General features: G+C 46.6%; 13 protein-coding genes. 6 read left to right on the top strand and 7 right to left on the bottom strand.

Features of this window, described 5'->3' with window-relative positions; all coding sequences use genetic code 11:
• The first annotated feature begins 96 nt into the window (after window positions 1–96).
• Window positions 97–981: a helix-turn-helix domain-containing protein gene (locus GWR21_RS09055; RefSeq protein ID WP_162331424.1), complete on the top strand. Its 885-nt coding sequence runs from the start codon at window positions 97–99 to the stop codon at window positions 979–981.
• A 16-nt stretch (window positions 982–997) separates the two neighbouring features.
• On the opposite strand, the gene GWR21_RS09050 is transcribed toward GWR21_RS09055, so the two are convergent.
• The 4 genes from GWR21_RS09050 to GWR21_RS09035 form a co-directional block, all read right to left on the bottom strand.
• The gene (locus GWR21_RS09050) at window positions 998–2,338 is read right to left on the bottom strand and encodes a glycoside hydrolase family 27 protein (protein WP_162331423.1); all 1,341 of its coding nucleotides are present in this window, start codon (window positions 2,336–2,338) and stop codon (window positions 998–1,000) included.
• A 4-nt stretch (window positions 2,339–2,342) separates the two neighbouring features.
• On the bottom strand, window positions 2,343–4,910 hold the full coding sequence (locus GWR21_RS09045) for an alpha-L-arabinofuranosidase C-terminal domain-containing protein (protein ID WP_162331422.1): 2,568 nt from the start codon (window positions 4,908–4,910) through the stop codon (window positions 2,343–2,345).
• Window positions 4,911–5,377: 467 nt separating this feature from the next.
• Complete coding sequence (locus tag GWR21_RS09040; RefSeq protein WP_162331421.1) at window positions 5,378–6,508, bottom strand: hypothetical protein; 1,131 nt, start codon at window positions 6,506–6,508, stop codon at window positions 5,378–5,380.
• Window positions 6,505–7,215, bottom strand: coding sequence for an ABC transporter ATP-binding protein (locus GWR21_RS09035; RefSeq protein WP_238430269.1), 711 nt, complete (start codon window positions 7,213–7,215; stop codon window positions 6,505–6,507). The genes GWR21_RS09040 and GWR21_RS09035 overlap by 4 nt, the downstream gene beginning before the upstream one ends.
• Window positions 7,216–7,382: 167 nt before the next feature.
• Here GWR21_RS09035 and GWR21_RS09030 point away from each other — a divergent pair, with 167 nt between their 5' ends.
• From GWR21_RS09030 to GWR21_RS09020, 3 genes are read left to right on the top strand one after another with little or no spacing between them, the layout of a single operon-like run.
• Window positions 7,383–8,048, top strand: a complete 666-nt coding sequence (locus GWR21_RS09030) for a hypothetical protein (RefSeq protein WP_162331420.1) — start codon at window positions 7,383–7,385, stop codon at window positions 8,046–8,048.
• Window positions 8,049–8,050: 2 nt separating this feature from the next.
• Window positions 8,051–9,088 carry a sensor histidine kinase gene (locus GWR21_RS09025; protein ID WP_162331419.1) on the top strand — a complete coding sequence of 346 codons (1,038 nt, stop codon included), beginning with the start codon at window positions 8,051–8,053 and terminating at the stop codon, window positions 9,086–9,088.
• A complete protein-coding gene (locus GWR21_RS09020) occupies window positions 9,039–9,812 on the top strand; it encodes a LytR/AlgR family response regulator transcription factor (RefSeq protein ID WP_162331418.1) in 774 nt (257 codons plus the stop codon). Before GWR21_RS09025 ends, GWR21_RS09020 begins: the two co-directional genes overlap by 50 nt.
• A gap of 39 nt (window positions 9,813–9,851) precedes the next feature.
• Here GWR21_RS09020 and GWR21_RS09015 read toward each other — a convergent pair whose 3' ends face one another.
• On the bottom strand, window positions 9,852–10,892 hold the full coding sequence (locus tag GWR21_RS09015) for a hypothetical protein (RefSeq protein ID WP_162331417.1): 1,041 nt from the start codon (window positions 10,890–10,892) through the stop codon (window positions 9,852–9,854).
• A gap of 145 nt (window positions 10,893–11,037) precedes the next feature.
• Between GWR21_RS09015 and GWR21_RS09010 the strand changes: the two genes are divergently transcribed.
• Window positions 11,038–11,292 carry a hypothetical protein gene (locus tag GWR21_RS09010; RefSeq protein WP_162331416.1) on the top strand — a complete coding sequence of 85 codons (255 nt, stop codon included), beginning with the start codon at window positions 11,038–11,040 and terminating at the stop codon, window positions 11,290–11,292.
• Between the two features lie 124 nt (window positions 11,293–11,416).
• Here the strand turns inward: GWR21_RS09010 and GWR21_RS09005 are convergent, their stop codons facing one another.
• The gene (locus GWR21_RS09005; protein ID WP_162331415.1) at window positions 11,417–12,553 is read right to left on the bottom strand and encodes a TlpA disulfide reductase family protein; all 1,137 of its coding nucleotides are present in this window, start codon (window positions 12,551–12,553) and stop codon (window positions 11,417–11,419) included.
• Window positions 12,554–13,016: 463 nt separating this feature from the next.
• On the opposite strand from GWR21_RS09005, the gene GWR21_RS09000 reads away from it, so the two are divergent.
• Window positions 13,017–13,385, top strand: coding sequence for a hypothetical protein (locus GWR21_RS09000; RefSeq protein WP_162331414.1), 369 nt, complete (start codon window positions 13,017–13,019; stop codon window positions 13,383–13,385).
• Between the two features lie 126 nt (window positions 13,386–13,511).
• Here the strand turns inward: GWR21_RS09000 and GWR21_RS08995 are convergent, their stop codons facing one another.
• Window positions 13,512–14,072, bottom strand: coding sequence for a hypothetical protein (locus tag GWR21_RS08995; protein ID WP_162331413.1), 561 nt, complete (start codon window positions 14,070–14,072; stop codon window positions 13,512–13,514).
• Window positions 14,073–14,270 lie beyond the last annotated feature (198 nt).

Raw genomic sequence — 14,270 nt, 5'->3', positions numbered from 1 at the left:
AAGACGGCCCTTCCTCAATATGTACCTTTTTTACCGACTTTTGTATAAATAATGCTGGTATATAGCCACTACTTTTGCGGTATATAATCTGATAATATGGTACACTACAGGCATCTCGCAGATCTGAACCGGGCAAACAATTTTCCCTTACCGGAAAACCCCTTGCTCAGCATCACCCGTTGTGATAAAACCTGTACGATCGGTGACCGGGAATTTACCAGTGACTTCTATATGATCGGGTTCAAAAAGCTGAAGGCCGGCGTGTTCAAATACGGCCGGACGAACTACGACAACCAGAGCGGTTCCATGTATTTCAGCAGCCCCCGCCAGATCATTGAAATGAAAGGACTGGAATTTGAAGAAGATGGCTTTCTGTTATTCCTGCATGAGGATTATCTGAACGGACATCCACTGTATGCAGAGATCACAAAGTACCACTTCTTCGACTATGAGGTCAATGAAGCGCTGCATTTGTCGCCACGCGAAGAGCAGATCATGTGGGAGCTGTATCACAAAATAGAAACAGAGTATAACGGCACACAGGACGAATACAGCCGTAACATCATCCTCGGACATATCAGTTCCATGCTGCAGTATTCCCAGCGGTTTTACAAACGCCAGTTTATCAACAGAGCAACGTTATCCGGAAAGACTGTTTCCCGCTTCAACGAAACACTCGCCAATTATTTTAAGGAGGGTAGTATAGAAGATAAAGGATTGCCTACGGTCAACTATATGGCGGAGCAACTACATCTTTCGCCCCGCTATCTGAGCGACCTGCTGAAACAGGAAACAGGTAAGACGGCTATCGAACTGATCCACATTTACCTGATCTCACAAGCGAAGAATCTGCTGAGATCCGCAGACCAGCGTGTGGCTGAAATCGCTTACCTGCTGGGGTTTGAGAATCTCCCTTATTTCTCCCGTTTATTTAAAAAAGAAGTGGGCATGAGCCCTAACCAGTATAAAAAAATGGCCTGATAACAGGCCATTTTCTTTATGGAGTGATCTTGTAAAGTCCTGCGCCATGCGGATGGATCTCCGGTGCAAAGCTACCTGTGAATGTCCCCACCACTTTTCCTGTCCAGAGGTCTGTGACAGTATATTGTCCCGTAATACCAATAGTTGTCAGATCAACAGCAACAGCGGCAGCATCCTTATCTGCTTTATTGAATACTGCCAGGTATTTAGCGGATTTTCCAGGTACATCGGCTGTCCACGCTGCCTGCTCTTTGTTATTGAAAAGCGGGCGGTTATTCGCACTGTTATTTAATACCTGCAATACATTTTTATTGGTGATCAGCGACAGTGTGAATGCATCATTGTCCGGCAGATTACCACCGAACATCAGCGGTGAACGGAAGATCGTCCAGAGTGTCATCAGGGTATACTGCTCATCTTTTGTAAATGCACTCATGCGTGGTTCTCCTCTTTCTGCACGGATACCGATGCGTCCCAGTGGTAACATATCTCCATCAGGCCATGCGCCTGCTGTACGCCATTTATTCCAGCGATCAAATACCTCAAAATGATCTTTCAGGTGAGGCCAGTTGTCCCAGAAATCATCCACCGTACGCCACATATTAGCATGCTGTTGTACGTGCGCTGCCTGTGCAACCGGCGTTTCTCCCGGTGATGTACTTAATACAATTTCACGACCGGTACGCTGAATAGCTTTCCTGATCATCTCGATTTCTTCTGTGAAATAGATAGGCGCGGAGAGGTCATCGATCTTGATGAAATCCAGTCCCCACGAAGCATACAGCTCAAACAGGGAATTGTAATATTCCTGCGCGCCTGTTTTGCCCGGAACAACGGTGTACATATCATGCAGCCATTTACACTGGTGTTGGTCACTGTAAATATCGGCAGCTGTTACATTAGTGCCTTTGACCGGCAGTTTCCTGTTAACCGCCACTACCGGTACTCCCCGCATGATATGGATACCAAATTTAAGTCCCTTGCTATGCAGATAATCAGCCAGTGGCTTAAATCCTTTTCCGCCTGCGGCAGATGGGAAACGATTGATAGCCGGTTGAAAGCGACCATATTGGTCAATATTGTAATCAGGATCTTTCTCATTATAGCCATGTGATTTGTCATTAGCCACATACCAGCGAATGTCCACTACAATGTACTTCCATCCGTACTGTTTCAGGTGAGTAGCCATGTAGTCGGCGTTCGCTTTCACTTCGGCTTCCGTTACCGTCGGACCGTAACAATCCCAGCTGTTCCATCCCATTGGTGGCGTAGCGGCCCAGGTGTGAAAATCCTGCTTTTTTTGTGCAAACGTGGTAAAGCCTGTCAGTAGTAAGGCCCATAAAAAAAGTGATTTCATTGTTCTACTTTGTTTTGATCCTGATAATTGAGAATGAATACGCCGGCATCGCTGCTTGAAACTGCGGCGCAACTGTGAGCGTTGACACAACAGGTACCACATCTTTGGCAGATGGGCGCCCCTGCAGCACGGTCAGAGAGGCTTGCGTGCCGGCAACAGACAGTCCGCCGAGATCGATATCCGACGTAATATTAAAAGGTGAAATATTGACCAGTTTAATGATGACATCTTTTGTTTGGTTATCGCGTACGACCGACATGGACACCCGTTTATTCAATGCCGGCTGCTGATCAGAAAGTGTCACTGTGCCATGCAGATATTCATTGCCTGTATTCGTGCCAAACAGCTTTTGTACATAATAACCTGTGGTCGGCTTTACACTGGTGTTATTAAAATAGATCAGGTCAGGGTTCCATTGGGTATGCCCTTCTCTGGCCAGTAGAGGGGCGTAGGAAGTCATACTGACCACATCCCCGTTCCTTTCCACACCTGTAAGATAGATCGCTTCTGATAGGGCAGTTTCCAGGTTCACCTGCTGCCCCGGCAGATGTGCGGCATATTCTCCAAGATATACCTTCGCATGGGAGCGATCGTATTTATCGTAGAAGTCCTGGTTGTTGATGAACCAGCCGGCGGTTTCATAGTAATGTTCATCCACCATAGGGACTTTCAGTTGTCTGGCCAGTGCCCAGCCTTCTTCATAGTCAGTACCTTCGTAAAAGGGACCTACGGTACCTATCACCGTGATCCCGGGATGTTTTGCCTGCATGGCTTTAAAGATCATGGTAAATCTTTCTTCGAATACATCTGTGATAAGGTCTTCATTACCGATACCGATGTATTTCAGATGGAACGGCGCCGGATGACCAGCTTCCGCCCGTTTTCTGCCCCAGGTGGTATTGATATCGCCATTGGCATATTCTACCAGGTCAAGTACTTCCTGTACATAATCGTCCATTTCGGCCATAGGGATACCTCCCTGCTGACCGCCTCCGCCAACGCCGGAATTCTGACAGGGTACGCCTGCGGGTACCACAGGCAGAGGTTCGGCACCAATATCTTCACAATACTGGAAGTATTCGAAATAACCAAGTCCGGCCGACTGATGATACCCCCATAGATTACGCTGAGGCTTTCTGGCTTCCAGTGGACCAATGGTATTCTTCCAGCGGTACATATTGCCAAGGCCATCACCATGCGCAACGCATCCGCCCGGGAATCGTATGAAACGGGGGTGGATGTCGGCAATGGTCTGAGCGAGATCAGGCCGCAACCCGTTCTTCCTGTTCTTGAATGTCTTTTCAGGGAAAAGAGAGATCATATCGAGTTCCAGCCGGCCTGTTTGTAATGGTTGTAATTCCAGGTGCGCATCGGGCGCATCGGCATTCGCCGTCAGTGTAACAGCGGATGATTTCCAGTTGGAAGAACTGAGCGTAAGCGTAGCCTGTGAGAGGATGGCACCCTGTTTACTCACCAGTTTTACCAGTAGTTTGTTTCGTTGCTTACTGAATAATGACAGCCGGTATTTATCGCCCTTTTTAACAGCAATACCGTCAAAGCCTGTATTGGTCAGTACTGCCCCGGGTACCTTCGTATCAAGTACGGCATAGAAACGGTTATTGGCGTGCACGGGAGCGGTGGAATCAATAGAAAAAGCCGTCTGTTCACCCTGGAGCGTCCAGGAATGGGTATGGGTCCATTGTTTATCACGCCCTTCTTTATCAGAAAGCGCATATTCAAAGTCCCGGTTCTGGATCAGCTCAGCATACAAACCACCATCCGCCGCATAGTTGATATCTTCAAAGAATACGCCAAACAAAAGATCGCTGATCGGCTTTGCTTTTTCCGGCTGGATACTGATAGCAGCGGTTACATTTTTAATACCGGCAAAGCGGGCGCTGTCCTGTGCAGATGACTCACTGTACTGGGTGATCTTATATTGCTTCCCTTCATATGTCCGGATCAGCTCACTGGCTACTTTCCAGGGTACACGGTGTACCTGTCCGGTGGCCTTTCCGCCGGGCAGGTCGACAGCTATCTGATTGCTGGTATATGTTGCCGCAGGAACTGCTGCTGCCGGCGTATAGGTAACGAAGTCTTTGGTGGTCGTCTGATAATATTGCCCTTCACTGGTTTTGTAAACGATACTGTAATGCTGCCGGGTAGCATCATACCAGATGACGGGCGCCAGTACATTGTTGCCGCCCTTCATGAGGGGGTAACTCTGGCGTTTCCAGTGTATCAGGTCGGGAGAGGCCGCGTGGGCAAAGACATGCTCCCTGTCATTCAGTCCCCATACACAATGCCAGTTGCCATCTGGTCCGATGATCAGGTAAGGGGCGATCATCTTTTTTTCCGCACCCCAGCGACCATAATCACTTTTAAGATAACCCCATTCATTGCCAATAGGGTACCATTGCTGCTGGTCCCTGCTCCAGGCGAAATGAAGGCCGTTGTGGTGATTGTTCTTCTCTGTGGCGTAGGAGAAAAGATAGACAGAGTCCGGATCGTATTTAGCCGAAACGCTATGCGTTATGCAGGTAAATAAAGCGAGATATAACCAGTGTTTCATTATTGTGGAATTATAAAGCGAATCCCAAGATAATGATAAAGTGTTAAAATGACAATTAAGTGATAGTGGCTTCGTCCTGTCTTTCGATAAGACCATCTATCAATATGTCTGCAACATATTTTATCAGGGGCTTATATGTATACGCCGGACGATAGCAGAAAGGTAGTCTGAAACAGCTGTTTATACACGCTTACCTGCCTTCCTGATCCCCGTCTGATCTCCATACGAACAGGGTACTTTTCGGTCACTTCAAGGGCACCAAAAGGGCACTTCAATATCCCCGGGATATTGAAGTGCCCTTTTGGTGCCCTTGAAGTGACCGGATGATAAGCCGATCAGGTGGGGTTTACATCAGGCTGTTTAGCTGTAAATGAAAGGGTTGTCCACCGTTGGCGGACAACCCTGACCTATACCTGGCGCATGCCAGGCCAATAGCTTGTTGAAAATAGAAGGGAGCTATGTTTTTCTTACACGACCGGGCGGGGCCTGTAGTATCTCAAATAGAAGAATAGATAGCCCAGCAGGAGGTTTATACCCGCCGACTGCCAGAGGTATCCGTACATGATCAGCCAGAACAGCAGGATGTACATGATAAATGCTACCAACAGGTAAATATTCATCTGCAGACCCGTCAGGTACAGCCAGCCTCGGAACAGCAGCAACGTGCTGACCGCATATAACGTGAGCAGTGTGGCCTGTAAGGGCGATTCCAGTATAAAAAGCACAAGGATCTCAGGCGTCAGTAATAAGAGGTACCGCAATACCGCGTAGCCGAACAGCTGTTTACGGCTGTAGGGAAAGTTCCGGGCAAAGGGAAGCATCATACCTTCAAACCGGTGTTCCTGGTAGACCAGGTACAGGTGAGCCGTGACTGCTGTAAGCACGACCAGTCCTGCTACCCGCAGATCATGCCGGTTATTGCTGGCCAGTGCGTATACGCCGCTTGACAGGCAGAAGAGCGACAGCACTTTGGTGATGATGCCCCCTGTCTTTAGCCGGTGTACGATCTGGTAGAGAAAGAGACTGAAAAAGGGGGTAGGCCAGCGAACGGGCCACCGGAAGGCGAGCACCTCTGGTACGCCGGCTGACAGTTTGTTGGCCAGTCTTACGTAGATCACGGCGCTGACTGTCATTAGCAACACGAGATAAATGAGTGTAAGGAAAGGGTACAGGTAATGATGATGGATAATGCCGAATACCACCGCCAGCAGCCCGTATAAAGTCAGCGGTAGCGTAATGACAAATTGCATCCACCACCAGCTGGATAGTTGTCTGAACCAGGAAAGTGACGTGCTGCTGTAGAACAGGAAGCCGTTTTCCGGTAAGGTCAGCTGTGCCGCCACATATTGCCAGCTCCGCACGGTATATAACAGCCATACCAGGAAGATCATACTGAGGGTGACCGGGCTGCTGATAAAAGTGAGCATAACGATCAGCTGGGAGAACTCAAACAGCTCATGCGGCATCGTACCAGCAGGTGTGATCAGGATGGTATAGCTCACAATGATGACAAAGAAAGACAGCAATAGTCCGGCGTTGGCCCGGTAAAAGCCGGTTGAGAAGATCCTGATAAGGACACGGGTAAGCGGTGAGATCATCCGGGAAGCTGTTTTACGGTTTGGTGGGCTGTTTCCAGTATACTACTGACAGGCAAAGCTGTTTGTTCTATTGCCTGATGCGAGGAGAGTATAAATGATGTACCCTGTGTATTGTGTTTTTCCCTGATCCATCCGTAGAGCATATCGAGGGATGCGGCATCCAGTGTGATCAAGGGCTCATCCAGCAGGATGAGGGTAGGATGGCCCAGGAAGGCGAGTACCAGCGACAGCTTCTTTAGCATACCGCTTGAATAGCCTCCTAACGGCTGATCAAGATACCCCTGCATCTGCATACGCTCCAGATAGGCGGTTGCCTGTCCGGGAGGAGCTTGTTTAGCAGTGGTGAAGAGTGAAATCATTTCTCTGCCGGTAAGGAATTCAGGAAAGAGGGGCTCTGCTTCCGCGAAGTTGACGCTTTTTCTATAGGGGACCGGCTGCTGCCTGATATTGATCCCTTCCAGGAGTATATCCCCGGAGAAATCAATAATTCCTGCGATAGCCTTCAGCAGGGTACTTTTACCAGAACCATTCACTCCTTTGATCCAGTGAATACCACTATTCAGGTGAAGCGAAGGAATATTCAGTACGGGCTGGCGGTGGTATGATTTTTTAAAGTCCGTAATCCGCAGCATATGGTTGGGTGATGGCCGGCAGGACACTACCGGTACTGTTGTTGATGAATAGTCGCTCTGCTCCGGATCATTCATTACGATTTAAATATAGTATGAATACCGTGCGGTTGACCAATATGCGGATGGTGATTGGATCATTTTAGGAAACATTTAACCAATTCATCGGTATATATCCCTTTCTGTCGGAATTACATTGTGTCCGGGTGCAGGATATCCTTGCTTTGCCGGTAAATTATTCTTTTATGGAAATATTACATCAGGGCAATATTATCATCCATGTGATGGCGGCCAGCATCGGATTACTGACTGGAATAGGGGCGTTGATGGTGACCAAGCGACGGGGGAAACATACGCAGTTCGGCCGGTATTTTATGTACGCGATGATCATTGTAACAGCCACGGGGCTGGCAGGAGTATTCATCTTCAACCGGAACATGTTCCTGCTGGTGCTGACACTGACGGCGGGGTATAATTGTTTCAGTGGTATCAGGGTCTTGCGCCGGTTGGGTAAACCGCTGGCGATGCTGGACTATGTGGTACCGCTTCTTGTACTCGCATTAACAGGCGGTTATCTGCATTATATTCAGCAGTCCGGTGTGTACTGGTCACCGGTGATCATCTATTCCGGACTGGCTTACCTGGTATTGGTGACGGTATACGATCTGTCCAGGGGACTGCTCCCGGTTGCCACGTTAAAACGGGCCGCCATTTATGAGCATGTATACAAGATGATGAGTGCACTGAGTGCCCTGCTATCTGCTTTCGGAGGGACGATGCTTCCGCAGTTCAAGCCTTATAGTCAGTTTATGCCCTCTGTGATTGGTTTGACTTGCGTTATTGTTATCTTTATCAGGTTAGGCGGCAGAAAGTTGTCTTTCCAGCGTAAACCCGTACTTCAGACACATTGACTATGCGTGCTGCAATAAGAACGTTGCTACTCTGCATCCTGATAGGAGGGGCATTTGGCAGCTATCTCTACTTTACTTTTGATCACAGGATTATACGGATATTCGTATCCGTTATATCCAGTGTGTGTATAGGTTCGCTGATGATGCTGGTCATTTATTACCGGCAGTTTTTTATCTGCCGGATATCTGCCGAATGGCAGAAGATCACCATAATGATCATGTTGCTGATAGCGGCAGCCCTTATTGGAACAGAGATCACGGTAATGTTATACGGCCGGATAGCTGGTACAGGGTATCAGCCATTCAGCGCAGGTAGTATCTATATACTGAACATGCTGATCGTGATGGTGACGGCGATACCGATATACATCAGTGAAGAGTGGAAGAACCATGCGAATGCACGGATACTGCAACAGCAATACCGGCTGTTACAGCTCGAGCAACAGCAAACGGCTTTTGAACTGGAGCTGCTGCGTGCAAAGATCAATCCGCACTTTTTATATAACATGCATAATACGATCGCAGGACTGATACCTGAGGATCCTGCGAAGGCGGAAGAGCTGGTGCTGTTGTTGTCGAAGTTCTTCCGGTTCACGCTGAACAAGGATAGCACGACCTTCCACAGTGTGCGCGATGAGCTGGATATCATTACGACCTACCTGCATATGCAGCAGATAAGGTATGGCGACAGGATGCATTATCACATAGAGACAGCACCCGGCGTACAACATATACAGCTGCCCTCTTTCATCCTGCAACCGCTGGTGGAGAATGCGATCAAACATGGTATAGAGACCCAGGCTACTGATGGGTTTATTCATGTACGTATGCATACTGAAGAAGAGAAACTGGTGATCGTCATTGCAGATTCAGGGCCTGGGTTTCCAGCTATACCGGGAACGGGTATGGGATTGCAGATGGTGATGAATAAACTGAAGCTGCTATATGCAGATAATTATACTTTAGAACTTAATAATACTCCAGATAAATATGTCCGGCTCGTTATTCCAGGAAACAATCACCACGCTGCTGGTAGATGATGAAGCGATTGCTATTCACCGGTTGAAGAAAGCCTTACAGTCTTATCCGCAGATAAAGATCGTCGGAGAGGCAATGGATGGTGCTGCTGCGGTGGCAATGATGAATAGTCTTCAGCCGGAGCTGGTATTCCTGGATATCCGCATGCCTGCCTTTGATGGCTTTGAGGTGCTTGATCAGCTGACCTATGCACCGATGATCGTGTTTGTCACCGCTTATGAGGAATATGCGATCCGCGCTTTTGAGAAGAACTCATTAGACTATCTGCTGAAGCCTGTGGAAGAAGACCGGCTGGATATGACGATCAGAAGGGTGTCACAGCGTACCGGCAATGAGGTGGCATTATTATCAAAGATGAAAATGATGTTACGGGAGCAGCAGGAAGAAGCGCGTATCAGTACGATACCGGTAAAGAAAGGAGATAAGATCTACCTGGTACAGGTGAATGATATTGTTTATCTGGAAGCGAGAGAGAAATATGTGGTCGTACATACGGAGGGAGAAGAGCAGTTAATCGATATATCACTGACCTATCTTGAGGAGCGGTTACCAGCGGTATTTGTGCGGGTGCACCGGAGTTTTATTGTTAACAAACTGAAGATACGTGAGATACAGAAATATTTTAAGGGGACGTTTATACTATTGATGAATGATAAGCAAGGTGCACGGATAAAAACGTCTAACACATATAATGATACGGTGAAAAGCAAGCTATTGCTGCCCTGAGGGCAGGGCTCCGGGTACAATCTCCGGAGCCCTTTTATATTATTCCAGACCTTCCTGTAAACTATTCTTCAGATCAGTTACATACTGACTGACAGAAACAGCCCTACCTGATTGTGGGTCCTGTACCGCACAGTTATTCCTGATATAGCTTTTTACATCGGCCAGCTGCCAGATGGCACCACCTGTCATACCGGGATAGTCTTTTCTGAAGCGGATCATCTCTGCCTTGATATCAGCAGGTGATTTACTGTTGTGTACCGGTCCGCAGTTACTGAAAGCGCCACGGCAAAGGAAGATCGGATAGATAGGCAGGCCGGTGTTAAGCTTCTGCTGCCATTGGCCCGGCACATTGTTTCTGCCACCGTCATAGCACTGGAGATACACCGCATCGATGAGTCCAGGTTTGGATCGGCAGATCACGTCCTTCCAGAATTCCGTTTTACGGAACGGGCAGAGGGTCATCCGCATACCGAGTTGTCCGATCATCTCGCCCAGTTGAGCAATGGAGAGACTGTTGTAGACGGATTCATCATCAATGCATACTGCATCAACACCAATATCTTCTTTAAATATTTTACAGATATTATATAATGTGCTGTTCGTACCAATGCCGGTTACAATGCCCGGAACGGTTTTGCTGGCGTCATACCAGTCCTGTATGTAGTCATAGGTATTTGGCGGCTGATTGAACCATCTTCCTTCCAGCAGGATCTCTATGCGGCTAACGGTAGAAGGAGCCTGCTTGAGAGAAGCGACCCTTTGCAGCCATTCTTTACTACCTACATATTTCCCATCATGGATGATAGGCTCCTTGTGATCATCACCGGAATATACATCACCATTGGAATGGATGTAGAAGCTGGAAAGGATGACGGTAGTGAAACCGGATGTTTTTAATTGAGCATAGGTGGTATCATCACCAGGATAAATACCACGGCCGAACATGGTAAGATTAACAGCTGCTACAGGAGCAGGAGCATCACCGTGGGTGGTAGTATCGGTTGTTGCCGGCTGGTGTGCATTGACCGGCATCAGGAAGCCGGAAGCCAGCAGGCAGAAGGATAGGAACAATGTCTTCATAGTATCGTCTTTGTATTGTTGACGTAAAATAGTAAACTTGTTGAACAACACGGACGACTGCACTGTTAAGCATTTATGAGCGGTCTGAAGCGGATATTAAATGGTCGGAAATTCATATATTAAGCCAACTTTAAAACACATTTGTATGGATGCAGCCAACAATTCCTACCAGCCTATTGATTGTAATTATTATGATCGTCTGGAGGCCTGGGCGACAATGAGGACGATGTGTCTGATCCATTTCCGGGATGAAGCGGGGGAGGAGCATGAGGTGAACGCCCGTATTCAGGATGTGTATGCGCTCAACAAGGTAGAGTACATGCGTATGGACAATGGTCTGGTGATCAGGTTGGATAGCCTGATCGCGGTTAACAATATACCTTTGCCGGGGCATTGTTAATAGTAAAAAGAAGCTTTGATAAAAAAGGAAAGGCCTCAGTTTAAACTGAGGCCCTTTTCACTTGTCGCAAAATTAAAAGCAGCGTTTCCGTTTGTCACGTCGTCCACTGTTGTATACATCATCATTATTTCGCTATTAAAGCCGTCAGCTTTTCTTCCAGCAGCTTCCCCTTCAGGTTCCTTGCTATGATCTTGCCGTCGGGACCGATCAGCACGTTCTGTGGTACAGCGGATACTCTGTACAGTTGTGCTATCTCATTCTTCATGAACTTCAGATCGGATACATTGTATCCAGTGAGCTTGTCTTCAGCGATCGCAGTATTCCAGTGCTCTTTGCGTGCTTCGAGTCCCACGTTGATCACAACCAGCTGTTTATTATCGAAAGGTTTAACGATCTGTTTCAGTTCCTGGGTTTCTATTCTGGAAGCGGAGTTCCAGCTACCCCAGAAGTTCAGCAGTACATATTTTCCCTTGAATGACGAAAGAGATACTTTATTACCTTCCGGATCTTTCTGAGAAAAGTCAGGCGCATCAGTACCGATAGCACCCAGTTTAGACTCCTGCAGTTTCTTCAGGAATGCTTTACCTTTTACGGTTTTTCTGGTCTTTTCGTTCAGCACTTTGTAAAGTGGTTCCACGTCGTTGTGGTCGATGAATGCACCAGCGTATTCTTCCAGGATATCCAGGCTGATATACATTTCAGGATACTGAATGATAAATTCTTTCATCCTCGTTTTCCTTTCTTCCATCGTCGCACGGAAGCGTTCCATATAGTTCCTCTTTGCCGCTATGCCGGTTGCACTTACGTCGGAGAACATGGTATTGGATGATTCAGCAGTCAGGGCATCGAGCTTTGCATTGATGTCAGACATGTATTGCAGATATACTGCGTAGTCATCCTGCGACTTACATCCGTTTGATTCAAAATTGGCGATGTCTTCATCTGAAGTCAGCCACATGCTGGCGCCAGGTTCGACATACACATGCGCTACATTTTTCGCGCTGAAGAAATTTACTGGTTCACCGTTCCTACTTACCATCAGCAGCGCATTTACCGGGTAAGGCACGTACTGCATAATTTTAAATTGTCCCTTTTCTATATCTGCAGAATCATATACAATATCTCCATCTACTGAATAGCCTATATAAACTTTTGCCGGAGCTGGAAGTTTCCCGAGTTGTCCTCTGATGTAAAATGGTGCCTGCGCAAACATTGGCATAGATATCAAACTCGCTACGAGAAACATCAAAATTCTGTTCATCTGTATATCCTTTATAAAATGCTATATGAAATGTTGTAGATAATCAAAAAGACAAATGCGCATTATCAATTAAATTATTCGTTTCCTATATGACAACAAATAATGCATGATATGCGTACAAGCGTTAAAGAAATTTTTAAAGTATTTATTTTTCGTAGGGGCGACCCCGGATTTCAGAAAGCCCGCTGAAAAAGGTGCTCCGGGATCGTAACTGCTTTGGTCTCTGCCGGTTAAAAGGGGAGAGGGACCCCCTATATCGGGAAAAAATATTTCCCGGCCACGGTGACCGGTTCGAGTAGGAAAGTTATTGATAATCAGTGTTTGTGTTGCTCTTTTTGTGTATTTACCCCGTTGACAGAGAAAAAAATTATCCCCATAAACAATAAATGCTTATTTTATATATAATTATTTGTTAAATTGTATCTGGGTTCTGAAAACATTTTATCAATATAAGCCTAGGTCTATGAACAAGAGAGCACTTTACCTGTTATTTTTTGCTGTTGTTTGCACGTTGTCTGTAATTTTTGGGAAAGCAGCGGATGCGAAAATTAAAGCGACTTTTACTGAGATCGGATATCAGAAAGATGCAGATTACTACTACACTTTTTACATAAATCTTTCGAAAGAAGAAGTTACTTCACTTGCATATATACAGGTACAAAACAATGCAACCGGACAGCTGTTGAAGCTGGATAATTTTAAAGGAACTGTTAGTTACTGGAAAGGTTCTCAGTTCACGATCAAAGATTCTGCTACTGTGTCTTTTTATGATGGAGACAAGCTGGTGACAAGGAAACTCACCGGTGTGATTGAAGGTGGCATGAAGATGTAATCCAGACTAAACGAAATTAGCGTATAGAAAAAAGCTGCCGGACTACTGGCAGCTTTTTTTATGCTTTTTACAGTTATTACCATTGAAGGCTCAGCTGCACATATCTTTTGTACGGTGTTAATGTGCCTATTTCTTCGCTGTTGGAAAATGCCTGATCGTTTCATCGAAGACAACGATCTTTCCGTTCGCTATCTTAGCATCATTGACAATAGCGAGTGAGTCTGTTTTCCCTTTTTTATCTATCCAGGTTTGTTTGTACCAGATAGTCACCCATTCTTCTTTTTTGTCTTTAGAGATAACGGATTCCCAGTCATCCACATCCAGTTTTACGCTGGCATAGTTGGCCCAGGATTCCTCCAGCATGGCCGGCAGACTATCATGCCTGGCTACCTTACGGAAGTAGTCCATATTGAAGTATACACTGTCTCCGAAATAGGAAGCACATTCAGAAAGGTTCTTCGTTTCCCATGCTTTCAGCATTTTCATGACGAGCAGTCCGTTTTTCTTATCACCAGGTTGCCAGTCCTTGTAGGATTCTCTCATTTTATAGGGGTAGTCGAGTGCCGCATCGGTAGTAGTGACAACAGTATTACCTGTATCAGTGTAACCGCTTTCAGATTTGCCTGGTTGCTGATTGCAGGCAGTGGCCAATGCAGTAATGCATAGCAGGAGCAGAACAGTTTTCATGTTGTGGTATTTAAGAAGTGACAGATTGCCTGGTGTAAATGTTGCGTGTGCCCGAAGGTGGTTGATCTGGAGTAACAGTCAGGTTGTATTGCCGTTCACTAGTGTAATGCCAGTCTCAGATATATTGAGTATGAATTGATTGTGAAGCTAACGAATTAATATCGGATGCCGAAAAATATCTGCAAAGCCTGCCAGCTG

Origin of the sequence: Chitinophaga agri, from assembly GCF_010093065.1 — a bacterium.
Taxonomy (GTDB): domain Bacteria; phylum Bacteroidota; class Bacteroidia; order Chitinophagales; family Chitinophagaceae; genus Chitinophaga; species Chitinophaga agri.
Note: the sequence above shows the minus strand (reverse complement) of the source record. Positions and strands in the feature narration are given on the sequence as shown.